Here is a 24829-nt window from a genome sequence, read left to right on the forward strand (position 1 = left end):
TCGACCGCTCCCCCCACCACGGACGACGCGTCGTCTGAGAGGCCCGAGCGCAGGAGGCGCGGGCGCGCGGCAGCGGCGGCCCGGTGGCTGGCCGGTCGCGTCGTCGGCGGCGTGGTCGTTCTCTGGGCGGTCGCGACCATGGTCTTCTTCGCGATCCGGCTGGTGCCCGGCGATCCCGCCGAGGCGATCCTCGGGGGTCCGGGGTCGCAGGCGTCGGCCGAGGCGCTGGCGCTGGTGCGTGAGCAGTACGGGCTGGACGACCCCCTCCTCCTGCAGTACCTGGCCCAGCTCGGCCGTCTCGCGACCGGCGACCTCGGAACCTCGTACTCGCTCCGCACGGACGTCGGCGCGCTGCTGCTCGACCAGCTGCCCGGCACGGTCGTGCTGGCGGCGTGCGCGCTGGCCGTCGCCTGGCTGATCGCGCTGGGGACCGCCTGGTGGGCCACCCTGGGCGGCCGGGTCGCCGCCGCCGTCTCGTCCGGCCTCGAGGTGGTGGCGGCCGCGGTGCCGCACTTCTGGCTGGGCAGCGTGCTCGTGCTGGTGCTCAGCACCCAGCTCGGCCTGCTGCCCCCGGTGAGCACGGGCACCCCGATCGGCCTCGTGCTGCCGGTGGTGACGCTGGCCGTGCCGGTCGCCGGGTTCCTCGGCCAGGTGACGCGCGACTCCCTGCTCGACGCGGCGTCGTCGCCGTTCGCCCTCTCCGCCCGGGCCCGGGGCGAGTCGACCTCCGGGCTCTTCGGGCGGCACCTGCTGCGGCACGCCGCCCTGCCCGGCCTGGCCCTCTCCGGCTGGGCCTTCGGCTCGCTGCTGAGCGGGGCGGTGGTCGTCGAGTCCGTCTTCGCCCGGCCCGGCCTCGGCCGCACCCTGCTCGGGGCGGTGACCCTGCGGGACATCCCGCTCGTCACCGGCGTGGCCCTCGTCTCCGCGCTCTCGTACGTGGTCGTCGTGGCCCTCGGCGACCTGGCCGAGCGGCTCGTCGACCCTCGGGTGCGGGCGTCGTGAGCGCAGTGTCGAGCACGCGGCCGGCGCGTGAACCGCTCCGCACTCGGTCGCCTCGCACGCGCCTCCGCGTCCCCGAGGTCGTCGCCGCCGTCGCCCTCGCGCTCGTCGTCGTGGCGGCGGTCGCCCCGGGGCTGCTCGCCCCCGCCGATCCCCTGGCCGTCTCGCCGACGGACGCGTTCACGGCCCCCTCGCTCGCGCACCCCCTCGGCACGGACGAGTCCGGCCGCGGCATCTGGACCCGCATCGTCCACGGAGCGGGCGCGAGCCTGGCGATCGGGGCCGCGGCGACGGTGATCGGCACGGGCCTCGGCGTCCTCCTGGGCGTGGCCGCGGGCTTCGGGGGCGGGCGCCTGCCGGGGCGCGTCGCCGACGTGGCGGTGTCGCGCCTCCTCGAGGTCATGTTCGCGCTGCCGGGCCTCCTGCTCGCGCTCGTGGTCATCGCGTTCACAGGGCCGGGCGCCCTCCCCGCGACCGTCGCCGTCGGCCTCGCCACGGCGCCGGGCTACGCGCGCATCGTGCGGAGCCAGGTCGTCCGCGTCCGCCGCTCGGCCATGGTCGAGGCCGCGGTCGTCCTGGGCCGCCGCCCGGCGACCGTGCTCTGGCGGCACGTGCTGCCGAACGCCCTCGCGCCCGTCGTCGTGCTCGCGACGCTGGGGCTCGGCCAGGCCGTCGTCTGGGCGTCGTCGCTCAGCTACCTCGGCCTCGGTGCGCCGCCGCCCGCCCCGGAGTGGGGCGCCATGCTCTCGGCGGGCCGCCTGTACGTCACGAGCGCGTGGTGGATGACGGTGTTCCCCGGGCTCGCCGTCGTGCTGACGGCCGCCTCGGCGACCGTGCTCGGCCGGGGGCTGGCGCGCCGGGGCGGAGGAGCCTCGTGACCGGCGCCGCTCCCCTCCTCGTCGTCGACGACCTCCGCGTCTCGTTCGGCTCCGGCCCGGTCGTCGACGGGGTCTCGTTCACGCTCGCGGCCGGCGAGTGCGTCGCGATCGTGGGCGAGTCGGGGTCAGGCAAGAGCGTGACCGCGCGGGCGCTCCTCGGGCTCACGGGCGGGACGGTCGCCTCCCGGCGGCTGACGCTCGGCGAGACCGACCTCACCGGCCTCGGCGAGCGCGCCTGGCGTCGGGTGCGCGGCGCCCGGGTGGGCCTCGTGCTGCAGGACGCGCTCGTGTCGCTCGACCCGCTCCGCCCGATCGGCCGGGAGATCGACGACGCGCTCCGGCTGCACACCCGCCTGACGCCCCGGCAGCGGCGGGAGCGGGCCCTGGAGGCGCTGGTCGAGGTGGGCATGCCCGACCCGGAGGCGCGGCTCGGCTCCCGCTCGGGCGAGCTGTCGGGCGGGCTGCGCCAGCGGGCACTGATCGCGGCAGCCCTCGCCGTCCGGCCCGAGCTGGTCGTGGCGGACGAGCCGACCACCGCGCTCGACGCCGAGGTGCAGCGGGTCGTCGTCGACCGGCTGCGCGCGCTGCGCGACGGGGGGACGGCCGTGCTGATGATCAGCCACGACCTCGGCGTCGTGCGTCGGCTGGCCGACCGGGTCGTGGTCATGCGGGCGGGGGAGGTCGTCGAGACCGGCCCGACGGCCGAGGTGCTCGACGCACCCGAGCACGAGTACACGCGCATGCTCGTCGCGGCCCTGCCTGGCGGGGCGCCCCGTGGCGGGCGGCTGTCCGCGCCTGCCGCGGGGCCCGCGCCCGCGACTCAGGCGCCGACGCCCTCAGCAGTGTTCTCCTCCATGAACTGCGTTCCGGACCATGAACCGGGACATGTCTCGGTTCATGGTCCGGAACGCGGTTCATCGCCCGGCGAGGAGGCGGAGGCGGCACGGGCGGACGACGCGCCCGTCGTGCTCGCCGCGAGCGGACTCCGCCGCGTGTTCCCGGCGCGCGGCGCCGCGCCCGACCGGGTCGCCGTCGACGGCGTCTCCCTCGAGCTGCGCGCGGGCGAGACCCTCGGCCTGGTGGGCGCCTCCGGGAGCGGCAAGACGACGACCGCGCGCCTCCTGCTCGGGCTGGACGCCCCCGACGCCGGCACGGTCCAGCTGCTGGGCGAGCCGTGGGCGCCCCTGCACGAGAGGGACCGCCGTGCCCGGCGACCGCTGCTCGGCTCGATCTACCAGGACCCGGCGAGCTCGTTCGACCCCCGGCTGCCGGTGGGCAGGCTCCTGGCCGACGCGCTGACGGGCGGCGACCGCACGCGCGTCCGCGGCGACGCCCTGCGTCGCGACGTGGTGGCGCTGCTCGACCGGGTCGGGCTCGCGGCCGACCTGGCCGACCGGGGCACCGCCTCCTTGTCGGGAGGTCAACGGCAGCGCGTGGCGATCGCCCGCGCCCTGGCCGCGCGCCCGAGGGTCGTCGTCTGCGACGAGCCGGTGTCGGCCCTCGACGTCTCGGTGCAGGCCCAGGTGCTCGACCTGCTCGACGACCTGCAGCGCGAGGAGGGCCTGGCCTACCTCCTCATCTCGCACGACCTCGACGTCGTCGGCCACATGGCGGACCGCGTCGCGGTGATGCAGCACGGGCGGGTCGTCGAGCAGGGGCGCACGGCCGAGGTGTTCGCGGCTCCCCGGCACGAGCACACGCGCGCCCTGCTCGCGGCGCGCCCCTAGCGCGGGGCGCCGCGCCGCGCCGCTGCCCCGACACCCTCGGGAACCGCGGAGACCCCTCGGCGCGCACGCGGGTGCGCGCGGGTCCGAGGGGTCTCGACGTGACGGTGCGTGCGGAGGCGCTAGGCCCTCGTGGACACCTCGTCGTCGGCCGGCGGGCGGACGACCTGGATCGGCCCCGACTCGGCGAACGCGAGCGCCCACTCCGACTTCGACACGTCGCTCGACTCGTCGGAGTACGCGGCGATCAGCTCCTGGGCCTCGGCGTCGGTGGCGACGGACGGGCCCGAGCCGAGCAGCGGCTCGTTGGCCGTCTCCTTCGTGAACGAGACCGCGACGAGGCCGATCACCGCGGCGGCCATCAGGTAGAACGCGGGGATGTCGTGGGCCCAGCCGAAGCCGCGGCCCTCTGCCCAGACGACCAGCGCCTCCGTCGCGAGGGGGGTGGTCCCTCCGAAGAGCGACACCGACACGTTGAACGCGATCGCGAGGGCGCCGTAGCGGATGATCGTCGGGAACAGCGCGGGCAGCGTCGAGGGCATCGTGGACGTGAAGGTGACGAGCACGAGGCCGAGCACGAGCAGGCCCGCGAACGACAGCACGCCGTTCTCGCTCTGCACCATGCGGAGCGCCGGGAACGACAGCACCAGGAACCCGATGCAGCCGGCGAAGAGCACCGGCCGGCGACCGAAGCGGTCGCTGAGCCGCCCGCCGAACGTGATGACGAGCATCATCAGCACCATCACCACGATGATGAACAGGAGCCCGCTCGTCGCGTCGCGGCCGAGGGTGTTGGTCAGGTAGGTCGGCATGTACGACAGCAGCATGTAGTCCGTCACGTTGAAGACCAGCACGAGGCCGACGCAGACGATGAGCGCACGCCAGTTCTCGCGGAACAGCGTGAGGAACGGGACCTTCTGGTGCTCGCGCTCCGACGCCTCCGCCTGCTGCTTCTGGAACGCCGGCGTCTCCTCCAGCTTGAGGCGCAGGTAGAGGCCGATCAGGCCGAGCGGACCGGCGACGATGAACGGGATGCGCCAGCCCCAGCCGAGCAGCGCCTCCTCGCTCAGGCCGAGCTGCAGGGCGGTCACGAGGGAGGCGCCGAGCACGTAGCCGCCGAGGGTGCCGAACTCGAGCCACGAGCCCATGAAGCCGCGGCGCTTGTCGGGCGAGTACTCGGCGATGAAGGTCGCGGCGCCGCCGTACTCGCCGCCGGTCGAGAAGCCCTGCAGGAGGCGCGCCAGCAGCAGCAGGATCGGGGCCCAGATGCCGATGGTCGCGTACGACGGGATGAGGCCGATCGCCAGCGTGCCCGCGGCCATCAGGATCATGGTCATGGCGAGCACCTTCTGCCGGCCGATGCGGTCGCCGAGGGGACCGAAGAACGCGCCGCCGATCGGGCGGACCACGAAGGCCGCCGTGAAGGTGCCGAAGGTGAAGAGGATGTTGAGCGCGTCGTTCCCGGGCGGGAAGAAGACCTGCGCGATGGTCGTGGTGATGTAGGCGTAGACGCCGAAGTCGAACCACTCCATGGCGTTGCCGAGCGCGGCGGCGCTGACGGCGCGCTTGAGCATCGACTCCTCGACGACGGTGACGTCGTCCGTGGTGAGCTCGCGGCGTGCGGCCTTCGGGCTGTTCTCGCGGGCGTCGTTCTTGCGTAGGGCCATGTGTCGGGATACCTCCGGATGGTCGGACGGAGCGCGACCACGGTGTCGGGCAAAACCGGACGAGGCTAACAGAGACCGGCATGTCAGATCCAGTGCAGTGCTCGCAACAGTGCCCTGACCGCATCTTTCCACGGCAGCAGCCACGACGCCTCCTGCACGCCCGCCCTGCCGCCGCCCCCGGCCGCCGTCCCGGCCGCGCGTACACTGGGGCAGTCCCACAACCAGGCGCCTCCCCACCGACACGGCGCCGCCCACAGAACCGGAGCAGCCCATGACGTCACCGATGCCCGAGAAGCCCGCCCTCGAGGGGCTGGAGGCCCGCTGGGGCCAGGTCTGGGAAGAGTCGGGCACCTACCGGTTCGACCGCGACCAGGCGACCCGCGCCTCCGTGTTCTCGATCGACACCCCGCCGCCGACCGCGTCGGGCAGCCTGCACATCGGCCACGTCTTCAGCTACACGCACACCGACGTCAAGGCCCGGTTCGAGCGCATGCGCGGCGCCAGCGTCTTCTACCCGATGGGCTGGGACGACAACGGCCTGCCGACCGAGCGTCGCGTGCAGAACTTCTACGGGGTGCGCTGTGACCCGTCGCTCCCCTACGACGCGTCCTTCACGCCGCCGTTCGAGGGCGGCGACGGCAAGTCGGCCAAGGCCGCCGACCAGGTGCCGATCTCGCGCCGCAACTTCGTCGAGCTCTGCGAGCGCCTCACCGTCGAGGACGAGAAGCAGTTCGAGGACGTCTGGCGCAAGCTCGGCCTCTCGGTCGACTGGGCCCAGAACTACCGCACGATCGACGACCGGTCGCAGGCGATGGCGCAGAAGGCGTTCCTCCGCAACCTCGCCCGCGGCGAGGCCTACCAGGCCGACGCGCCCACCCTGTGGGACGTCACCTTCCGCACCGCGGTCGCGCAGGCCGAGCTGGAGGACAAGGAGGTGCCGGGCGCGTACCACAAGCTCGCCTTCCACCGCACCGACGGCGAGGGCGACGTGCTGATCGACACGACGCGTCCCGAGCTGCTCCCCGCCTGCGTCGCCCTCGTCGCGCACCCCGACGACGAGCGCTACCAGGCCCTCTTCGGCACCACCGTGCGCTCACCGCTCTTCGACGTCGAGGTCCCCGTGGTGGCGCACCACCTCGCCCAGCCCGACAAGGGCTCGGGCATCGCCATGGTCTGCACCTTCGGCGACACGAACGACGTGGTGTGGTGGCGCGAGCTGCAGCTGCCGAACCGTGCCGTGATCGGCTTCGACGGCCGCTTCGTCAGCGAGGCCCCCGCCGCGATCGAGTCGGAGGCGGGCCGCGAGGCCTACGCCCAGCTCGCCGGCAAGACGGTCTTCAGCGCGAAGGCCGCCGTCGTCGAGCAGCTGACCGCCTCGGGCGAGCTGGTCGGCGAGATCAGGAAGATCTCGCACCCCGTCAAGTTCTTCGAGAAGGGCGACAAGCCGCTCGAGATCGTCTCGACGCGCCAGTGGTACATCGTCAACGGCGCCCGCGACGAGGCCCTGCAGCAGTCGCTGCTCGAGCGCGGCCGCGAGGTCGGGTTCCACCCCGACTTCATGCGCGTGCGCTACGAGAACTGGGTCAACGGCCTGAACGGCGACTGGCTCATCTCGCGCCAGCGCTTCTTCGGCGTGCCGCTGCCCGTCTGGTACCCCCTCGACGCCGACGGCAACCCCGTCTTCGACGACGTCATCGTGCCCGACGAGGCGTCGCTGCCCGTCGACCCGTCGAGCGACCCGGCGCCCGGCTACGACGAGTCGCAGCGCGGCGTGCCCGGCGGGTTCCAGGGCGAGCTCGACGTGATGGACACCTGGGCGACCTCCTCGCTCACGCCCCAGCTCGCCGGCGGCTGGGAGGCCGACCCCGAGCTGTTCGAGCTCGTGTTCCCGTACTCCCTGCGACCGCAGGGCCAGGACATCATCCGCACCTGGCTGTTCTCGACCGCCCTCCGATCGCAGCTCGAGCACGGCACCGTGCCGTGGACGGACGCCTCGATCTCGGGCTTCATCGTCGACCCCGACCGCAAGAAGATGTCGAAGTCGAAGGGCAACGTGGTGACGCCCGCCGCGATGCTCGACGACCACGGCTCCGACGCGGTCCGCTACTGGGCCGCCTCCAGCCGGCTCGGCACCGACGCGGCCTTCGACCCGCAGAACCCGAAGCAGATCAAGATCGGCCGACGTCTGGCGATCAAGGTGCTGAACGCGGCCAAGTTCGTGTACTCGTTCGAGCTGCCGTCGGGCGAGTTCTCGATCACCGAGCCGCTCGACCGCGACCTGCTCGCGTCGTTCGCCGCGGTCGTCGACACCGCGACCGAGGCGCTCGAGGGCTACGACCACGCCCGCGCCCTCGAGGTCACCGAGAAGTTCTTCTGGACCTTCTGCGACGACTACCTCGAGCTCGTCAAGGAGCGCGCGTACGGGGCGACCACGCCCGCCGAGCAGGCCTCGGCCGTGCTCGCCCTGCGCACGACGATCGACGGCCTGCTGCGCCTGCTGGCGCCGTACCTGCCGTTCGCGACGGAGGAGGTGTGGTCGTGGACGCACGACGACTCCGTGCACCGCGCCTCGTGGCCGACCGCCGCCGAGCTCGGCGAGGTGGGCGCGCCGACCGGCCTGCTCGGCCTCGTCGGCGAGGCGCTGATCGGCGTCCGCCGGGCGAAGTCCGACGCGAAGGCCTCGCAGAAGACGCCGGTCGTCTCGGCGACGATCTCGGCTCCGGCCGCGCAGCTCGAGGTGCTCCGCGGGGCGGCCTCCGACCTGGCCGCCGTGGGCAAGATCCAGTCGCTGGACTTCGTCGAGGGCGAGTCGCTGGCCGTGACCGCGATCGAGCTGGGCGAGCTGCCGGAGGCCCCTGTGGCCGCCGGCGCCCCGACCCCGGCTGCGGGCGCCTGATGCAGCTCGGCACGCGCTGGAGCGTGGGAGGTGCGGCTCCGGCCAGCCTCCCCGCCCCCGTGCTCGGCGCGGTCGCCCAGGTCGAGCGCGAGCTCGCCGACGAGGGCGTCGACGCGTCGTCCTGGCGCTGGACGCTCACGTACCTCGAGCACCGACCCGTCGTCGAGCTCGACGACGGCACGGTGATCCGCGTGGACGCCGTCACGGGCGAGGCACGCGTGCACGCGCCGGACGACGCCCTCGACTCCGACGGGGACTGACCCAGCCTCCCCCGCCGCGCGACCGCTCCCCTGCGCGCGCCTCCCGCACCACCCCGTAATTTGAGAGGGATCCGCCCCGCCGGGCCCGGTCTGCCCCGCAGACCGCCCCCGCGGCCGCGGATCCCTCTCGCTTTGCGCCCCCGCGCCCCTGGCCCTCCGCACATGCCGACCGCTGAGCCCGCGCGGCGCCTTCGATACCCGGATCTTCCGCTATCGGAGGGCACTCGGTCGGCATCTGCGGGACAGCTCGCCGAGATTCGGGGTCAGGCTCGGGCGACGATCTCGCCGTGCGGCATGAGCAGCCACCCGTCGGGCGCGTCCCGCCACGCGCGCCACGCGTCCGCGATCGCGTGCAGCTCGGCGTCGGTCGCGACCCCCTTCGCGATGGCGTCCCCGTGGAACGCGGACTCCGTCGCGCGCGACGCCCAGCTGTCGCCCCACCAGGTGCGCTCCTCGTCCGAGGCGAAGCACCACGAGGAGGCGGTGCTCACGACCGCCTCGAGGCCGGCCTCGAGCGCCCAGCCCTTGAGGCGCCTCCCGGCGTCGGGCTCTCCGCCGTTGCCGCGGTGCACCTGCTGGTAGACGTCCATCCACCGGTCGAGGCCGGGCGACTCTGGTGCCCAGACGGTGCCGTGGTAGTCGACCTCGCGGGCGGCGACGACTCCCCCGGGCCGCGCGACCCGCCGCATCTCCCGAAGCGCCCCGACGGGATCCGCCACGTGCTGGAGCACCTGGTGCGCGTGCACGACGTCGAACGTGTCGTCGTCGAACGGCAGCTCGTACAGGTCGGCCGTGACGAACTCGACGTTCTCCAGGCCTCGCTCGGCTGCGAGCCCGGCGGCCTGCGCGACGATCCCGGCCGCAGCGTCGACCCCGACGGCGCGCCCCGGGGCGAGCCGCTCGGCGAGGTCGACGGTGATCGTGCCCGGCCCGCACCCGACGTCGAGCAGCGACAGCCCGGGACGCAGGTGCGGCACGAGGTAGGCGGCGCTGTTCTCGACCGTGCGCCACGCGTGGCTCCGCAGCACGCTCTCGTGGTGCCCGTGGGTGTAGGTCGCACGCGGTGCGGTGGGTCCGCCCGGTGCGGTCGGCTCGCGCCGTGTGGTCGGTTCGCTCATGTGCCCGACCCTAGCGAGCCTCCTAGTGTGGGCGGATGACGAACCCGTTCCTCGAGCCGAGCTCCCTGCCGTACGCGCTGCCTCCCTTCGCCGAGATCACGGACGGCGACTGGCTGCCCGCCTTCGAGGCCGGCCTCCAGCAGCAGAGGGCCGAGCTGGAGGCGATCGCGACGGACCCGGCCGAGCCGACGTTCGCCAACGTCCTCGAGGCGCTCGAGCGCAGCGGACGGATCCTCGCCCGCGTCGAGCACGCGTTCTTCGACAAGGCGTCGAGCGACTCGAACGACGTCACGGACGCCCTCGAGCTCGAGCTGGCCCCGCGGCTCGCCGAGCACGCCGACGCGATCCGCCTCGACCCACGACTGTGGCGACGCCTTGATGCCCTGCACGCCCGACGCGACCAGCTCGACCTCACGGCCGAGCAGCGATACCTGCTCGAGCGCACGGTCGCCGACTTCGTCCGTGCCGGCGCCGCCCTGGGCGACGACGACAAGGAGGCGCTGCGTCAGCTGAACCAGGAGCTCTCGACCCTGACCACCCGTTTCGAGAAGGCGCTGCTGGCCGACACGAACGACCTCGCGGTCGTCGTGCGCGACCCTGCCGAGCTGCGCGGCCTCACCGAGGGCCAGCTCGGGGCGGCAGCCGAGGCGGCACGGGAGCGCGGGCTCGAGGACGCCTGGGTCGTCTCGCTCGTGCTGCCCACCGGCCACCCGCTGCTGGCGTCGCTCGACGACCCGGCGCTGCGGGAGCGCGTGATGGCCGCTTCCCGGTCGCGCGGGCGACGGGGCGGTGAGCACGACACCCGTGCGCTCGTGCTCGAGATCGCTCGGCTCCGGGCCCGGCGCGCCGTCCTGCTCGGGTTCCCGGACCACGCCTCGTGGGTGACGGCGGGCGAGACGGCCGGCAGCCCGGCAGCCGTCGCCGACCTGCTCGGCCGTCTCGCGGCGCCCGCGGCCCGGAACGCCGCCGCCGAGCTCGTCGACCTGCGCCGGCTCGCCGCGAGCGAGGCGGGAAGCGACGGCGGCGGCGAGGTCCGCGCCTCCGACTGGGCCTGGTGGGCCGAGAAGGTCCGTGCCGAGCGCTTCGACGTCGACACAGCGGTGATGCGCGACTACTTCGAGGCCGACCGGGTGCTGCACGACGGTGTCTTCCACGCCGCCTCCCGCCTCTACGGTCTCGAGTTCGCCGAGCGGCGGGACCTCGTCGGCCCGCACCCGGAGGCCCGGGTCTTCGAGGTGACCGAGAACGGCGGAGCGCCCGTCGGCCTGTACGTGCTCGACCTCTACACCCGCGACTCGAAGCGCGGCGGGGCCTGGATGAACCCGCTCGTGTCGCAGTCGGACCTGCTGGGGCTCCCGCCCGTCGTCGTCAACAACCTCAACGTCTCGAAGCCCGCGGCCGGCTCGCCGACCCTGCTCACGCTCGACGAGGTGACGACGCTGTTCCACGAGTTCGGCCACGCCCTGCACGGCCTGCTGGCCCGGGTCACCTACCCGTCGTTCTCGGGCACGAACGTGTTCCGCGACTTCGTCGAGTTCCCGAGCCAGGTCAACGAGATGTGGATGCTCTGGCCGGAGGTGCTCGAGAACTACGCCGTCCACCACGTCACGGGCGAGCGGATGCCGCGCGAGCTGGTCGAGAAGCTCGTCGCCTCGCGCACCTACGGGGAGGGGTTCGCGACGAGCGAGTACCTCGCCAGCGCCCTGCTCGACCAGGCGTGGCACAGGCTCTCGCCCGATCAGGCCGACCGGGTCGACGACGTCGAGGCGTTCGAGCAGGAGGCGCTGGCCGCGGTCGGCCTCGACCTCGCGCAGGTGCCCCCTCGCTACTCGAGCACGTACTTCGCCCACACCTTCGCGGGCGGCTACGACGCCGGCTACTACTCGTACATCTGGAGCGAGGTGCTGGACGCCGACGCCGTCGAGTGGTTCGAGGAGAACGGCGGACTGAGCAGGGAGGCGGGCGACCGGTTCCGAGCACGTCTGCTCGGCGTCGGCGGGTCGAAGGACCCCCTCGAGGCCTACCGCGACTTCCGTGGCCGCGACGCCCGGGTCGAGCCGCTGCTGGAACGCCGCGGCCTCGCCTGATCGCGCCCCTGCCCGGCACCTGCCGGCGGGTTCCCGTCGCCCCCGGCATGTCGTTGCCAGAGTCGGCGGGTTCCCGTCGCCGTCGGCGGGCGGGCGCTGACCCGCCACGCACGACTGAGACCCGTCGACATCAGGGACGAGGCCGCGATCACCCGCCGAGGAGGGCAGGAACCCGCCGACAGCACGGGCCGAGACGCGTGAACGCCCTGGACGACAGGCGTCCAGGGCGTTCAGTAGGTGCGGAGAGGAAGCGAGGCTAGGCCGACTTCTCGACGCGCTCGTCCACGAGACGGGGAACGATCGTCGGCGCCGCGTTCTCGAGCACGGAGGCGCGCGTCACGACGACCGTGCCGACGGTGTCGTCGGAAGGGACGTCGAACATGATCGGCCCGAGCACCTCTTCGAGGATCGCCCGGAGGCCACGAGCACCGGTCTGGCGGAGGACGGCGAGGTCGGCGATCGACTCGAGGGCCTCGTGCTCGAACTGCAGCTCGACCCCGTCGATCTCGAACATGCGCTGGTACTGCCGCACGAGGGCGTTCTTCGGCTCGGTGAGGATCTGCATCAGGGCAGCCTGATCGAGCTGCGTCACCGTCGTCACGACGGGGAGGCGCCCGATGAACTCGGGGATCAGCCCGAACTTGTGCAGGTCTTCGGGGAGGACCTCGCTGAAGAGGGCCGCCTCGTCTTCCTTGCTGTGCAACGGGGCGCCGAAGCCGATGCCGCGCTTGCCCGCGCGGTTCGAGATGATGTCCTCAAGGCCGGAGAAGGCCCCGGCGACGATGAAGAGCACGTTGGTCGTGTCGACCTGGATGAACTCCTGGTGCGGGTGCTTGCGACCGCCCTGGGGAGGCACGGAGGCGACCGTGCCCTCAAGGATCTTGAGCAGCGCCTGCTGCACGCCCTCGCCCGACACGTCGCGGGTGATCGACGGGTTCTCGGCCTTGCGCGCGATCTTGTCGATCTCGTCGATGTAGATGATGCCCGTCTCGGCGCGCTTGACGTCGTAGTCCGCTGCCTGGACGAGCTTGAGCAGGATGTTCTCGACGTCCTCGCCGACGTAGCCCGCCTCGGTGAGGGCGGTCGCGTCCGCGACGGCGAACGGGACGTTGAGCCGCTTGGCCAGGGTCTGGGCGAGGTAGGTCTTGCCGCACCCCGTCGGGCCGATCAGCAGGATGTTGGACTTCGAGATCTCGACCTCGTCGGCGAGGGACTCGGCCGCCGTCAGCGTCGACGCGGCGCGGATGCGCTTGTAGTGGTTGTAGACGGCCACGGAGAGGGCGCGCTTCGCGGCGTCCTGCCCGATGACGTACTCCTCGAGGAACGAGTAGATCTCGCGGGGCTTGGGGAGGTCGAACTCGCTCGTGGGCTCGTCGCCCGCCTCGGCCAGGCGCTCTTCGATGATCTCGTTGCAGAGCTCGACGCACTCGTCGCAGATGTAGACGCCGGGGCCGGCGATCAGCTGTTGGACCTGCTTCTGGCTCTTGCCGCAGAACGAGCACTTGAGCAGATCAGCGCTCTCACCGATGCGTGCCATGCCCGGCCTCCCTACGAGATCGTCGTCGCCCCCTGTCGGACGACGTGCACCGAGCCTAACCCGATCCCCCGACACTCCGGGACCGACCTGCGGCCCGGACGCGACGGAGCCCCGGGCAGCGCGCCCGGGGCTCCGTCGTCGTGGTCGCGACGCGTGGTCGGCTAGCGCGTGAGCGCCGGCTGGTTCTTCCGCGAGGTCAGCACCTGGTCGACCAGACCGTAGGCCAGCGCCTCGTCGGCGCCCAGGATGTTGTCGCGCTCGATGTCGCGGTTGACCTCCTCGGGCGTCTTGTTCGAGTGCTTCGACAGCGTCTCCTCGAGCCAGGTGCGCATGCGCAGCACCTCTTTCGCCTGGATCTCGATGTCCGACGCCTGGCCGCCGCTGCTGCCGCCGGTCGCGGGCTGGTGGATCAGCACGCGGGCGTTCGGCAGGGCGAGGCGCTTGCCGGGCTGGCCGGCCGCGAGCAGGACCGCGGCCGCCGAGGCAGCCTGGCCGAGGCACACCGTCTGGATCTCCGGACGGATGTACTGCATCGTGTCGTAGATCGCCGTCATGGCCGTGAACGAGCCACCGGGCGAGTTGATGTACAGAGTGATGTCGCGATCGGGGTCCATGCTCTCGAGCACGAGGAGCTGCGCCATGATGTCGTCGGCCGAGGCGTCGTCCACCTGCACGCCGAGGAACACGATGCGGTCCTCGAAGAGCTTGGCGTACGGGTCCTGGCGCTTGTAGCCGTAGGCCGTGCGCTCTTCGAAGCTGGGGAGGATGTACCGGGAGCTGGGGGTCTGCAGTCGGCCCGCGCCGCCCATCATCGGGAGTTCCATGAGTGTGTCTCTTTCTCTGCTGGCGATCGGGGAGGGAGGTCTACGACTGGTCCGTGCCGGCGCCGCCGACGACGTCGGTGGCCGAGCCGCGGATGTGGTCGACGAAGCCGTACTCCAGGGCCTCCTCGGCCGTGAACCAGCGGTCACGGTCGCCGTCCTCGTTGATCTGCTCGACGGTCTTGCCCGTCTGGGCAGCGGTGATCTCGGCCAGGCGCTGCTTCATCGAGAGGATGAGCTGAGCCTGCGTCTGGATGTCGGAGCTGGTGCCGCCGAAGCCGCCGTGCGGCTGGTGCAGCAGCACGCGCGCGTTCGGCGTGATGTAGCGCTTGCCCTTGGTGCCGGCCGTCAGCAGCAGCTGGCCCATCGAGGCCGCCATGCCGATGCCCACGGTCACGATGTCGTTCGGCACGAACTCCATGGCGTCGTAGATCGCCATGCCGGCCGTGATCGACCCGCCGGGCGAGTTGATGTAGAGGTAGATGTCCTTCTCGCTGTCCTCAGCGGCGAGGAGCAGGAGTTTCGCTGCGATCTCGTTGGCGTTCTCGTCCCGCACCTCGGAACCGAGCCAGATGATGCGGTCCTTGAGAAGTCGGTCAAAAACACTGTTGGGCAGTGTCACGTCGGCCATGGTGGAGCTCCCATTCGTTGTCGCTTGTCGTCGAATCTATCCGGTGGGGCGCACGGGTTCCGGGCTGTTCGCCCACGGCAATAACTTCCGCCCCTCGCCGACCAGGCCGAGCCGAGGAGGCGCGGGTGCAGTCCGGGAACGACAGAGGGCCGGGTGCACCAGCACCCGGCCCTCTCGACGTCAGCGCCTCATCGGCACCGACGCGTCAGCTCAGCTCACGCGTGGTCGTGACCCTCGTGGTCGTCGTCGCCGCCGACGCCCGCGGTGGCGGTGAAGGCCGACAGGTCGACCTCCTTGCCCTCGCCGTCGACGACCTTGGCCTTCGACAGCACGACCGCCAGGGCCTTGCTGCGGGCGACCTCGCCGACCATGGCCGGGATCTGGCCGTTCTGGTCGAGCACCTTGATGAACTCGCCGGGCTCCATGCCGTACTGGGCGGCGCCCTGGATCAGGTACTGGGTGAGCTCGTCCTGCTCGACCTTGACCTCTTCCTTCTCGGCGATCGCGTCGAGGAGGATCTGGTTGCGGAAGGCCTTCTCGCTGCTCTCGGTCACCTCGGTGCGGTGCTCGGCGTCCTCGAGGCGGTTCTCCTGCTCGAGGTGACGGTGCACCTCGTCCTCGACGAGCTTCTCGGGCACGGGGATCTCGACGGACTCGAGGAGCTTCTCGACGACCTGGTCGCGCGCCTGGGCGCCCTGGCCGAACGTCTTCGACTTGGCCAGCTGCTCCTTCAGGTCGCCCTTGAGCTCGTCGATGGTGTCGAACTGGCTGGCGATCTGCGCGAAGTCGTCGTCGGCCTCGGGGAGCTCGCGCTCCTTGACGGCGGTGACGGTCACGGCGATCTGGGCGGTCTCGCCCTCGCGGTCGCCGCCGAGCAGCTTCGACTCGAACGTGGTGCTCTCGTCGGCGGTGAGCGACTCGAGCGCCTCGTCGATGCCCTCGATGAGCTCCCCGGAGCCGAGCTCGTACGACACGCCCTGGGCGGTGTCGACGGTGTCGTCGCCGATGGTCGCCGTGAGGTCGATCTGGACGAAGTCGCCGGTGGTGGCGGGACGGTCGACCGTGACGAGCGTGCCGAAGCGCGTGCGCAGGTTCGACAGCTCCTCCTCGACCTCGTCGTCGCTGATCTCGACCGAGTCGACGGTGAGCTCGATGCCCTCGTAGTCGGGGAGGTCGAAGTCGGGACGCACGTCGACCTCGACGGCGATGGTCAGGTCGCCCGAGAAGTCCTTCACGTCGGGCCAGGAGACGACGTCGGCCTCGGGGCGGCCCAGCACGCGGATCTCGGTCTCGGAGACGGCCTCGCGGTAGAACTTGTCGAGGCTCTCGCTGACGGCGTGGTTCAGGACCTCTTCGCGACCGACGCGCTGGTCGATGATGGGCGGCGGCACCTTGCCCTTGCGGAAGCCGGGGATGTTGATCGACTCCGCGATGTGGCCGTAGGCGTGCGTGACGCTGGGCTTGAGCTCGTCAGGGCTGACGACGATGTTGAGCTTGACGCGCGTGGGGCTGAGCTTCTCAACGGTGGTCTGGACCAATGTGGGGCTTCTCCTGTGTTGGTGGTGCTGAACTCACGTCCGAGACAGCAGGTAGACGATCGTCGGGGCGACAGGACTCGAACCTGCGATCTTCCGCCCCCAAAACGGACGCGCTAGCCACTACGCTACGCCCCGTATATCACCTGGCACGGCGAGCTCCGTTGGTCCCGTTGAGGTCGGGTGGAGACAAGCCTCGGGGGAGTCTAGCCGACCACAGGACCGGCCGTTCGAGCCGGTGATCGACATGCTCTATAGTTGTGGACACCCGAGCGGCACCAGCCGCCCACGGGGATGTAGCTCAATGGTAGAGCCTCAGTTTTCCAAACTGATGGCGCGGGTTCGATTCCCGTCATCCCCTCTCGATGGTTCGACGCCTCCGGCGTCCGGTGCCGCAGGCACCGTGCATGAATCTTCCCCACGACGCAGCTCGACGCCTCCGGCGCGGGCCCGTTCGACCTTTCCCCGAAGAGGGGGCGCGCTCCGCTGCGTCTCGGTACGGAGCGGCTGCGGGGATGCCTCATGATCTGAGGATGGATCGCGCGAAGATCGCCCGGGCCGCCCTCGTGGGCGCGGCGCTCGCCCTGCTCGTGACGGGCTGCAGCGCGGACGTGACCACCGCCTCCCCCGGGTCCGCCCCGACCGGGGCCCCGCAGGCCGCTGCCTCCGCCACGCCGGGCGACGTCACGGCCGGCGGCGCAGGCGACGACGACGCGCGCCGTGACGACGCCGTCCGCGTCGCCATCGTCGGCGACTCGCTCACCGCCGGGGGAGCGCGACTGCTCAGCGACGGCCTCGACGCGAACACGTGGATGACGTACGCGCGCGGCGACGGCGTCGAGTGGGTCGGCGGGTGGGCCAAGGGCGGAAGCACCGTCCAGGAGCAAGCCGCGGCGGTGACCCCGGTCGCCGACGTCGACGTCCTCGTGCTGATGTCGGGCACGAACGACGTGCGCAAGGGGATCGGCTTCGCCGAGTCCGCCGCCTCGTACGACGCCGTCGTCGCCACGATCGCACCGCAGCACGTGATCGTCGCGGCCATCCCGCCCTACGACCGCGCGCCCGCCGCCGCCGCCGTGTACCAGAGGGCCCTCGAGCGGCACGTCCTCGACAGGGGCTGGACCTGGACCGACCCCTGGGGCTTCGCCCGCGACGGCCTCGTGTTCGCGACCGGGACCTCGCCCGACGGCATCCACCCCACGACGGTCGGGTACCAGCGCGTCGGCGAGTCGCTGCGCGAGACGATCCTCGACGTGGGCGGCACCCGGGGCGACCTGCTCCAGGCCGGCCCTGCCGACGACGTGCTCGAGTCCGGAGACGTCCGGACCAGCTAGCAGCCCCGGTGACGGACCAGCTGCCCCGGCGGCCCTATCGCTGCAGGAACGCGAGGACGGCGAGCACCCGGCGGTGGTCGCTGCCGCTGTCCTCGAGCAACAGCTTCTGGAAGATCGAGGTGACGTTCTTCTCCACCGCACCGGTGCCGATGACGAGGGCGGCGGCGATGGCCGCGTTGGTGCGGCCCTCGGCCATCAGGCCGAGCACCTCGCGCTCACGGGGCGTCAGTGCGGCGAGCGGGTCGCCTCGCCTGCCGAGCAGCTGCGAGACGACCTGGGGGTCGAGCACCGTGCCGCCGTCGGCCACCCGGCCGAGCGCGTCGCCGAACTCGTCCACGGAGGCGACGCGGTCCTTGAGCAGGTAGCCCACTCCCCCGCTGCCGGCCTCGAGCAGGTCGCGTGCGTACGCCACCTCGACGTACTGCGAGAGCAGCAGGATGCCGAGCCCGGGACGGCGGCGTCGGGCCTCGATCGCGGCGCGGACCCCCTCGTCGGTGTGGGTCGGGGGCATCCGCACGTCGAGCACCGCGACGTCGGGTGCCTTCTCGTCGAGCTCGGCCAGGAGGGAGTCCGCGTCGCCGTAGGCACCGACGACGTCGGCGCCGATCTCGTCGAGGAGGCGGACGAGGCCCTCGCGCAGCAGCACCGAGTCGTCCGCGACGACGACGCGCAGGGCGGGGGTCACAGGTCGCTCGGGCACCCCGCCAGTCTAGGGAGCGGGCGGCGCGGCGGGAGCAGCAGGTCCGGTCGTCTCGACCGCCGCGGACGAGTCGTCGACGAGCGGGATGCTCACCGTCACGATGGTCGGCCCGCCCGCCGGGCTGGAGATGTCGAGGAACCCGCCCAGGCCCACGAGCCTCTCCTGCACGCCGGCGAGCCCGTGTCCGTCGCGGAGGCCCGCGCCGCCCTGGCCGTCGTCGGTGACGACGAGCTCGAGCAGGGTGCCCCGGCCGTCGGGTGCGGTCCGCGTGCGCAGCACGAGATCGGCCGACAGCGCGGACGAGTGCTTGCCCGTGTTGGTCACGAGCTCGGAGGCGATGAAGTAGGCGTTCCGCTGGATGTCCACGGGCAGCACGACGTGGGCCGGCACCCGGTTCAGCAAGGCCGTGGGGATGACCGCGCGGTCGACGAGCGACTCGAGCGCCGCGACCAGCCCCCGGTCGAGCAGCAGGGGAGGCGCGAAGCCGCGGGACAGGGCGCGCAGCTCCTCGAGGGCCTCGCGGGACTGTGCCCGCGCCTCCTCGATCAGGGCCTTGCCCTTCTCGGGGTCGGAGTCCACGGCCCTGGCTGCCGCGGCGAGGTCCATCTGCAGGCGCACGAGGCGCTGCTGCGGCCCGTCGTGGATGTCGCGCTCGAGGCGACGGAGGGCCGTGCCCTCGGCCGAGAGGGCCGCGGTGCGCGAGATCTCGCGGTCGGCGAGCTCGACGGCGAGCTGGTCGCTGCGGAAGCCGCCGAGCATGGCGGCGGCGATCGCGTGGTGCATCACGACGAAGCCGTGCACGACGAAGGGCATCAGCAGCACGACGCCCGCGAGCACGACGGCCCCGAGAAGGAGGAGGAGGAGCCCGCCGCCGCCGCCGACGACCGCGTGCAGGCCGTCGCCGCCCGGGACGCTGCCGACGACCACGCCGCCGAAGACGAACAACAGGGCGGGGCCGGCGACGAGCAGCACGATGACCATGGTCGTGAGGGCGGCCGCGGCCGGGAACACCACGAGGCCGTAGAGCAGGTACAGCCAGTAGTGCGGGTTCGCGAACGCCGAGAGGGCGCGGACGCCGCGGTTGTCGGAGCGACCCCACGTCGTGTTCGGCGTCCAGTCGACGGGACGCACGGGACGGTCGATCGCCCAGCGCAGGCGGATCACCTCGAACGTGCCGAACCAGCGCGCCAGCCACAGGCTCGCGAAGACCACGGCCGCGAGGAAGACGAACCCGACGACGGAGTTGTCGGCGCGGCCGAGCGACCGGAAGAACAGGGTGGACATGCCGCCGATCACGACGACCAGCACCGCCGACAGGGCGACGTAGCCGAGCTCGCGCGGCAGCGCACGCCAGCGACGCCCGTAGCCGCCGGGCGGGGGCGGCGGCGAGAGGTAGGGGTTCGTGGGGGCGCTGATGGTGCTCTCCTGGGTCATGCCTCGAGCCTCGCGGAGGTGCGGGCACCGTCCCATGGTGCCAGCGCCCGAGAGGGCGGTGGGGTTATCCCCCGCCCGGGCAGGTGAGGCCAGGCTGGCCTCGGTGAGCCGAGCCTCAGCTTGCTTGCGGAATCCGCTCAGCCCTCTACCGTGGGGTAGATCGTCTAGGAAAGGACACCGCCATGACCGACGCCACCACCATCACCGTCCCCCAGGGTTCCGTCGACCCCGACGTCGCCGCCGGCGTCGCCCAGTTCCTCAGCCCGATCGTCACCGACCTCACCGCACTGTCGGTCAACGGCAAGCAGGCGCACTGGCACGTGCGCGGCATCGCGTTCGTCGCGGTCCACGAGCTGATCGACGTGGTCGTCGACCACGCCCGCGAGTGGGCCGACCTCGCCGCGGAGCGCGTCGTCGCCCTCGGCCTGCCCGTCGACGCCCGCATCGAGACCGTCGCCGCCAAGACGAGCATCCCGACGACCTCGCCCGGCTTCAACCAGATCGACCGCACGATCGCCGAGCTGGTCGCCCAGATCGACGCCTCCCTCGTCGCCGTCCGCACGGCAATCGACGAGCTCGGCGAGCTCGACGCGTCGAGCCAGGACGTCGCGATCGAGATCTCGCGCGGCCTCGAGAAGGACCGCTGGTTCCTCGCCGCGCACGTCGCCGGCTGAGTCCGCTCCCTCCTGACGAACGGAGGCCGTCGCCCCGCGGGGCGGCGGCCTCCGTCGTGCGCTGGCCCGTCGCGGGCGCACCGGACCTGCGCGCCTCAGAGAGCGAGGTGCGTGAACCGGCCGCCGAGCAGGGTCGCCGAGACGACCATCGCGCGCAGGTCGTGGTCCGTCGCCGTCAGAGGGTCGGCCTCCGTCACGACCAGATCGGCCACGGAGCCGACCTCGACGCTCGTACGGCCGCCGGTCGACGCGGCGAGGGCCGTCCGGGCCGCCAGACGCTGTTCCGGGTGCCACGGGTCGCGGCCGTCCCTCGCGCGCCACACGGCAGCCGCCATCGCGACCCAGGGGTCGAGCGGGGCGACCGGCGCGTCCGAGCCGAGCTGCAGGCGCACCCCGGCCTCCGCGAGGCTCCCCCACGCGTAGGACCGCCCGGTGCGTCCGGCCCACAGCCGGTCGGCGACGTCGCGGTCGTCCATGGCGTGCTCGGGCTGGACGCTCGCCACGATGCCGAGCCGGGCGAAGCGCGCGACGTCGTCGGGGTCGAGCAGCTGCGCGTGCTCGATCGAGCCGCCGCAGCCGACCTCCTCGAGGGCGTCGAGGGCCGACGCGTTCGCCGCGTCGCCGATCGCGTGCACCGCGGGGACCAGGCCCGCCGAGGAGGCGCGTCTCAGGTGGTCGACGAGCGCCTCCTTGCCGTACGTCGCCACGCCCCGCGCCGCGGGGTCGCCCTCCATGCCCACGTAGGCGTCCCGGCACCAGGCGGTCCGGGTGCCGAGCGAGCCGTCCGTGATGATCTTGGCCGGCCCCATCTCGACGAGGCCGTGCGTGCCGGGGACGACGTCGCCGGTTCGCAGGCCGCGCCCGACGACCTCGTCAAGGTCGTCCGGGTAGACGCCGGCGCGTACGCGGAGGCACCTCGTGCCCGCCGCCACCCGGCGCGCCCAGCGGTCGACCGAGAGGGTCATCTCCAGGTCGACGATCCCGACGACGCCCCGGGCGGCAGCGGCCTCGGCGGCCTCGCCGACCCACTCGTCGAGCTGGTCCTCGGACACGGCGCTGACCGCGGTGCTCACGGCGAAGGCGTCCGCCTCGCGGAGCAGGCCGGTCGGGTGTCCGCCGTGGCCGTGGGCCTCGAGGGCGCGGGAGTCGAGCCAGACGGAGTGCAGGTCCTTGCTGACGAGCACGACGGGGACGTCGCCGGAGACGGCGTCGAGCAGGGCCCTGGTGGGCTCGTCGGCCCAGAGCGCGTCCTGGAACCCGTAGCCGATCAGGGGCTGCCCGGTCGCCGGGGGCTGTGCGCGCAGGCGCTCCCCCACGAGCGACGCGGCCTCGGCAGCCGAACCGGCCGACGACACGTCCAGGCGACGTCGCACGAGCGCCCACTGGTCCATGTGCACGTGGGAGTCCCAGAGACCGGGGCCGAGCCACCGGCCGTCGAGGTCGACGACAGCGGCGCCGCCGTGGCCCGCGAGTCCGTGGCCGATCTCGGCGATCCTGCCGTCACGCAGGAGGACGTCGACGCGGTCGGCGGCCTCCGAGCTGTGCACGCCGGTGAGGCGGGCGTTCCTCAGGAGCAGGGGACGCACCTCCTCGGGGCCGGCGTCCGTGTCGGGCCGCGCATCGGTGACGGCGCCCGGCTGGCCGGTGCTCATCGGTCGCGGACCCGACGCATCTCGGCGGCCAGGGCCGGCTGGGCGTAGTGCTCGCCGTGCTCGAGCTCGTCGACGATGCGGTCGACGACCTCGGGGGCCTTGTTCTGGCTCAGCTTCGCGCGGGCGTCGAACCGGGTGACCCGCAGCCGGATGCCGACGGTGCCCTTGGCGACACGGCGCGAGCCCTCCTCGTCGAGCGTCAGGGTCGACGGCTCGGGCATGACGCGCTCGAAGTGGTCGACGAGCTCGCCGAGCACGCGGAAGTTCTCGTCGTCGGACAGGATCTCGGGCGTGCCCCAGAGGTGCGCCGTGACGTGGTTCCAGGTCGGGATGATCTGCTCGGCGGGGTACCACCCCGGCGAGACGTACCCGTGGGGGCCCTGGACGATCACCATCACCTCTGCGGAGCCCAGCTCGAGGGAGCGCTCGTCGGGCCTGCCCACGTGGCTGACGAGCACGATGGCCGCCGGGTCGGCAGGGTCGTCCTCGAGCACGACCGGGTAGTGCGAGGCGACGATCCCCTGCGTCGTCGAGGCGACGATCGTGGCCCACGGGTGCTCGCGGATCAGCCGCTTGACCTCGTCGACGTCGGACTGCACGAAGTGCGGAGTGTGGCGCATGTGCTCAAGTCTGGTCGACCGGGCACCAGTAGAGCTTCCGACCCGCGGCCATCTCCATGACGATGTTCGTGCCGCAGACCCGGCAGGGCAAGCCCTCGCGGTGGTACGCCCAGTGCCGGTCGGCCCGGCTGCGCAGGGCCTTCGCGTGCTGCGCCTTCGTGAGCCCGTCCATGGTCATCATCTGGCCGAGCTCGACGCCGCTCCGGAGCAGCTTGGTCCAGTCCTTGTAGATCGCCTTCAGCACGTCCTCCGGCACCTGGTTGCCGGGGGTGTGCGGGTCGAGCCGCGCCCGGAAGAGCAGCTCGGCGCGGTAGATGTTGCCGATGCCGCTCACGACGCTCTGGTCCATCAGCAGCAGGCCGATCGGGGTGCGCTTCTTCCGCACCGTCGTGACGAAGCGGTCGCTCCCCTTCTTCGGCGAGTCGACGAGCGGGTCGGGGCCGAGCTTGGCGATCGCCGTGTCGACCCCGGCCGCGTCGAGGACCTCGCACTTCGTGGGGCCGCGCAGGTCGCCGACGGCCGTGTCGGTGAGCAGGCGCACGCGCACCTGGCCGACCGGCTCGGGCGGGAACGACTCGATGTCGTCCTCGGCCTTCTCCTGCTCGGCCATGCGGACGCGGCTGCGACGCGGCGCGCCGATGCTCGCCATCGAGTCCTCGCCGTCGTCGTCGGGGGCCGCCTCGGCCTTGCGGGTGCGGGTCCGACGAGTCCGCGACTCGGCCATCGAGTGGCCCGTCGCGATCTCGCCCGCGAAGTCCCACGCGCCGTAGAGGCCGAGGTGCACGTGCAGCCAGAGGCCGTTGTCGAACTCGAGGAACATCTGCTTGCCGACGGCCTTGGCGTCGACCATCGTCGCGCCGTCGAGCTTCTCGGCCCCGGCGGCGAACCGCCCCTGGGGCGAGCTCACCTCGCACCGGCTCCCCACGAAGGTCTGCTCGAACTGGTTGGCGATGCGGTGGACGGAATGGCCCTCGGGCACGGCGGCACCTCACTGGCTGGGTCGACCGGCCGGGGCCGATCCGACGGGGACGACGGAGCGGCGGGACCGTCAGCCGGTCCCGCCGCCCTCGACGTTACGTCGTCAGTCGACCGGGTGCCCGGCGATCGCCCCGGTGGTCTCGTACTCGCCCACCTGGGCGATGCGGCGGACGTGGCGCTCGTCGTGGCTGAACGGCTCGGCGACGAACGCGTCGATGAAGGCCAGCGCCTCCGCCTCCGTGTGCTGACGGGCGCCGATGGCGATCACGTTCGCGTCGTTGTGCTGACGGGCGAGCTTCGCGGTCGAGTCGTTCCAGACCAGGGCGGCACGGACGCCCTCGACCTTGTTCGCGGCGATCTGCTCGCCGTTGCCCGAGCCGCCGAAGACGACGCCGAGGGAGTCGTGGCCAGCCCGCTGGTCGCGGACGACGGCCCGGGCCGCCGCGATGCAGAACGACGGGTAGTCATCGAGCGGCTCGTAGCTGGTCGGGCCGTGGTCGGCGACGTCGTGGCCGGCGTCGGAGAGGTGACGGATGACGGTCTTGCTGAAGTCGAGACCGGCGTGATCGGTCGCCACGTGGATGCGCATGCTGTCGATCCTAGGACGGCGCCGGCCACGGGCCTGCGTCAGTGGAAGATCGGGCCGACCGTGCGCGTGCGCTTGATCTCGAAGAAGCCCGGGTACGAGGCGGCGGCGACCACGCCGTCCCACAGAGTCAGGGCGATCTCGCCCTTCGGCGCCGGCGAGATGACGGGACCGAAGAAAGCGGTGCCGTTCACGGCGATCACGGGCGTGCCGACGTCCTGGCCCACGCGGCCGATGCCGTCGAAGTGGCTGGCCCGCATCTGCTCGTCGTACTCGTCCGAGTCCGCGTGGGCCGCGAAGTCGGCGGGCAGGCCGACCTCGGCGAGCGCGGCGGGGATGACGACGTCGGCGTCGGTCTCGCCGCCCGGGTGGATGCGCGTGCCGAGGGCGTCGTAGAGGGGCTTCACGATCTGCTGGCCGTGCAGCTCGCCGGCGGCGGTGACGAGGCGCGTGTAGCGCAGCATCCGGGCGAAGGCCGCCCTGTACTCGTCGCTGACGTCGTTGCCCTCGTTGAGCACCGCCAGGCTCATGATGTGGAACGTCACGTCGAGGTCGCGGTGACGGGCGACCTCGTCGACCCAGCGGCTGGTCATCCAGGCCCAGGGGCACGAGGGGTCGAACCAGAAGTCGACGGAGGTGTGGGGCGCGGGGGCGACGGTGTCGGTCATGTCCCCAGTGAACACCCCGCCGTCGGAGGG

21 protein-coding genes and 2 tRNA genes are annotated in these 24829 nt (G+C 72.4%); 9 read left to right on the forward strand and 14 right to left on the reverse strand.

Annotated elements, in window-relative coordinates:
• Window positions 1–111: 111 nt before the first annotated feature.
• From ACZZ97_RS08995 to ACZZ97_RS09005, 3 genes are read left to right on the forward strand one after another with little or no spacing between them, the layout of a single operon-like run.
• Window positions 112–1002 carry an ABC transporter permease gene (locus ACZZ97_RS08995; RefSeq protein ID WP_463472933.1) on the forward strand — a complete coding sequence of 297 codons (891 nt, stop codon included), beginning with the start codon at window positions 112–114 and terminating at the stop codon, window positions 1000–1002.
• Window positions 999–1877: an ABC transporter permease gene (locus ACZZ97_RS09000; RefSeq protein WP_463472934.1), complete on the forward strand. Its 879-nt coding sequence runs from the start codon at window positions 999–1001 to the stop codon at window positions 1875–1877. Before ACZZ97_RS08995 ends, ACZZ97_RS09000 begins: the two co-directional genes overlap by 4 nt.
• On the forward strand, window positions 1874–3604 hold the full coding sequence (locus ACZZ97_RS09005) for a dipeptide ABC transporter ATP-binding protein (RefSeq protein WP_463472935.1): 1731 nt from the start codon (window positions 1874–1876) through the stop codon (window positions 3602–3604). Before ACZZ97_RS09000 ends, ACZZ97_RS09005 begins: the two co-directional genes overlap by 4 nt.
• Before the next feature lie 119 nt (window positions 3605–3723).
• Here the strand turns inward: ACZZ97_RS09005 and proP are convergent, their stop codons facing one another.
• On the reverse strand, window positions 3724–5268 hold the full coding sequence (proP, locus tag ACZZ97_RS09010) for a glycine betaine/L-proline transporter ProP (RefSeq protein ID WP_314103388.1): 1545 nt from the start codon (window positions 5266–5268) through the stop codon (window positions 3724–3726).
• A gap of 271 nt (window positions 5269–5539) precedes the next feature.
• On the opposite strand from proP, the gene valS reads away from it, so the two are divergent.
• Window positions 5540–8164 (forward strand): valine--tRNA ligase, encoded by a 2625-nt coding sequence (gene valS / locus ACZZ97_RS09015; RefSeq protein ID WP_463472936.1) that lies wholly within the window; start codon window positions 5540–5542, stop codon window positions 8162–8164.
• Window positions 8164–8424: a hypothetical protein gene (locus ACZZ97_RS09020; RefSeq protein ID WP_463472937.1), complete on the forward strand. Its 261-nt coding sequence runs from the start codon at window positions 8164–8166 to the stop codon at window positions 8422–8424. The genes valS and ACZZ97_RS09020 overlap by 1 nt, the downstream gene beginning before the upstream one ends.
• Before the next feature lie 263 nt (window positions 8425–8687).
• Here ACZZ97_RS09020 and ACZZ97_RS09025 read toward each other — a convergent pair whose 3' ends face one another.
• A complete protein-coding gene (locus ACZZ97_RS09025) occupies window positions 8688–9542 on the reverse strand; it encodes a methyltransferase domain-containing protein (RefSeq protein ID WP_314103381.1) in 855 nt (284 codons plus the stop codon).
• Between the two features lie 35 nt (window positions 9543–9577).
• Between ACZZ97_RS09025 and ACZZ97_RS09030 the strand changes: the two genes are divergently transcribed.
• Window positions 9578–11629, forward strand: coding sequence for a M3 family metallopeptidase (locus tag ACZZ97_RS09030; RefSeq protein WP_463472938.1), 2052 nt, complete (start codon window positions 9578–9580; stop codon window positions 11627–11629).
• Window positions 11630–11885: 256 nt separating this feature from the next.
• On the opposite strand, the gene clpX is transcribed toward ACZZ97_RS09030, so the two are convergent.
• The 5 genes from clpX to ACZZ97_RS09055 all read right to left on the reverse strand — a co-directional run bounded on the left by clpX (window position 11886) and on the right by ACZZ97_RS09055 (window position 16291).
• Window positions 11886–13166, reverse strand: coding sequence for an ATP-dependent Clp protease ATP-binding subunit ClpX (clpX, locus tag ACZZ97_RS09035; protein WP_123548231.1), 1281 nt, complete (start codon window positions 13164–13166; stop codon window positions 11886–11888).
• Window positions 13167–13327: 161 nt separating this feature from the next.
• On the reverse strand, window positions 13328–13990 hold the full coding sequence (locus tag ACZZ97_RS09040; protein ID WP_314101108.1) for an ATP-dependent Clp protease proteolytic subunit: 663 nt from the start codon (window positions 13988–13990) through the stop codon (window positions 13328–13330).
• Window positions 13991–14030: 40 nt separating this feature from the next.
• Window positions 14031–14618 (reverse strand): ATP-dependent Clp protease proteolytic subunit, encoded by a 588-nt coding sequence (locus ACZZ97_RS09045; protein WP_123548229.1) that lies wholly within the window; start codon window positions 14616–14618, stop codon window positions 14031–14033.
• A 215-nt stretch (window positions 14619–14833) separates the two neighbouring features.
• Window positions 14834–16156 carry a trigger factor gene (gene tig / locus ACZZ97_RS09050; protein ID WP_123548228.1) on the reverse strand — a complete coding sequence of 441 codons (1323 nt, stop codon included), beginning with the start codon at window positions 16154–16156 and terminating at the stop codon, window positions 14834–14836.
• Window positions 16157–16218: 62 nt separating this feature from the next.
• Window positions 16219–16291, reverse strand: a tRNA-Pro gene (locus ACZZ97_RS09055).
• 152 nt (window positions 16292–16443) lie between these two features.
• Here ACZZ97_RS09055 and ACZZ97_RS09060 point away from each other — a divergent pair.
• Together ACZZ97_RS09060 and ACZZ97_RS09065 are read left to right on the forward strand one after the other, a co-directional pair.
• Window positions 16444–16514: transfer RNA gene (locus tag ACZZ97_RS09060), tRNA-Gly, on the forward strand.
• Between the two features lie 172 nt (window positions 16515–16686).
• On the forward strand, window positions 16687–17487 hold the full coding sequence (locus ACZZ97_RS09065; protein WP_463472939.1) for an SGNH/GDSL hydrolase family protein: 801 nt from the start codon (window positions 16687–16689) through the stop codon (window positions 17485–17487).
• Between the two features lie 34 nt (window positions 17488–17521).
• On the opposite strand, the gene ACZZ97_RS09070 is transcribed toward ACZZ97_RS09065, so the two are convergent.
• Window positions 17522–18187 (reverse strand): response regulator transcription factor, encoded by a 666-nt coding sequence (locus tag ACZZ97_RS09070; RefSeq protein ID WP_463472940.1) that lies wholly within the window; start codon window positions 18185–18187, stop codon window positions 17522–17524.
• A 9-nt stretch (window positions 18188–18196) separates the two neighbouring features.
• Window positions 18197–19621: a sensor histidine kinase gene (locus ACZZ97_RS09075; RefSeq protein ID WP_463472941.1), complete on the reverse strand. Its 1425-nt coding sequence runs from the start codon at window positions 19619–19621 to the stop codon at window positions 18197–18199.
• A 182-nt stretch (window positions 19622–19803) separates the two neighbouring features.
• Between ACZZ97_RS09075 and ACZZ97_RS09080 the strand changes: the two genes are divergently transcribed.
• Window positions 19804–20295, forward strand: coding sequence for a Dps family protein (locus ACZZ97_RS09080; protein WP_123548224.1), 492 nt, complete (start codon window positions 19804–19806; stop codon window positions 20293–20295).
• Window positions 20296–20390: 95 nt separating this feature from the next.
• Here ACZZ97_RS09080 and ACZZ97_RS09085 read toward each other — a convergent pair whose 3' ends face one another.
• The 5 genes from ACZZ97_RS09085 to ACZZ97_RS09105 all read right to left on the reverse strand — a co-directional run bounded on the left by ACZZ97_RS09085 (window position 20391) and on the right by ACZZ97_RS09105 (window position 24799).
• The gene (locus ACZZ97_RS09085) at window positions 20391–21947 is read right to left on the reverse strand and encodes an amidohydrolase (protein WP_463472942.1); all 1557 of its coding nucleotides are present in this window, start codon (window positions 21945–21947) and stop codon (window positions 20391–20393) included.
• Window positions 21944–22567, reverse strand: coding sequence for an FMN-binding negative transcriptional regulator (locus ACZZ97_RS09090; RefSeq protein ID WP_463472943.1), 624 nt, complete (start codon window positions 22565–22567; stop codon window positions 21944–21946). The genes ACZZ97_RS09085 and ACZZ97_RS09090 overlap by 4 nt, the downstream gene beginning before the upstream one ends.
• Window positions 22568–22571: 4 nt before the next feature.
• Window positions 22572–23546 carry an Fpg/Nei family DNA glycosylase gene (locus ACZZ97_RS09095; RefSeq protein ID WP_463472944.1) on the reverse strand — a complete coding sequence of 325 codons (975 nt, stop codon included), beginning with the start codon at window positions 23544–23546 and terminating at the stop codon, window positions 22572–22574.
• Between the two features lie 102 nt (window positions 23547–23648).
• Complete coding sequence (locus tag ACZZ97_RS09100; protein WP_314101116.1) at window positions 23649–24134, reverse strand: ribose-5-phosphate isomerase; 486 nt, start codon at window positions 24132–24134, stop codon at window positions 23649–23651.
• Between the two features lie 38 nt (window positions 24135–24172).
• Window positions 24173–24799 (reverse strand): mycothiol-dependent nitroreductase Rv2466c family protein, encoded by a 627-nt coding sequence (locus ACZZ97_RS09105; protein ID WP_463472945.1) that lies wholly within the window; start codon window positions 24797–24799, stop codon window positions 24173–24175.
• Between the last annotated feature and the right edge of the window lie 30 nt (window positions 24800–24829).

It is taken from the genome of Frigoribacterium sp. AC512, from assembly GCF_979258295.1.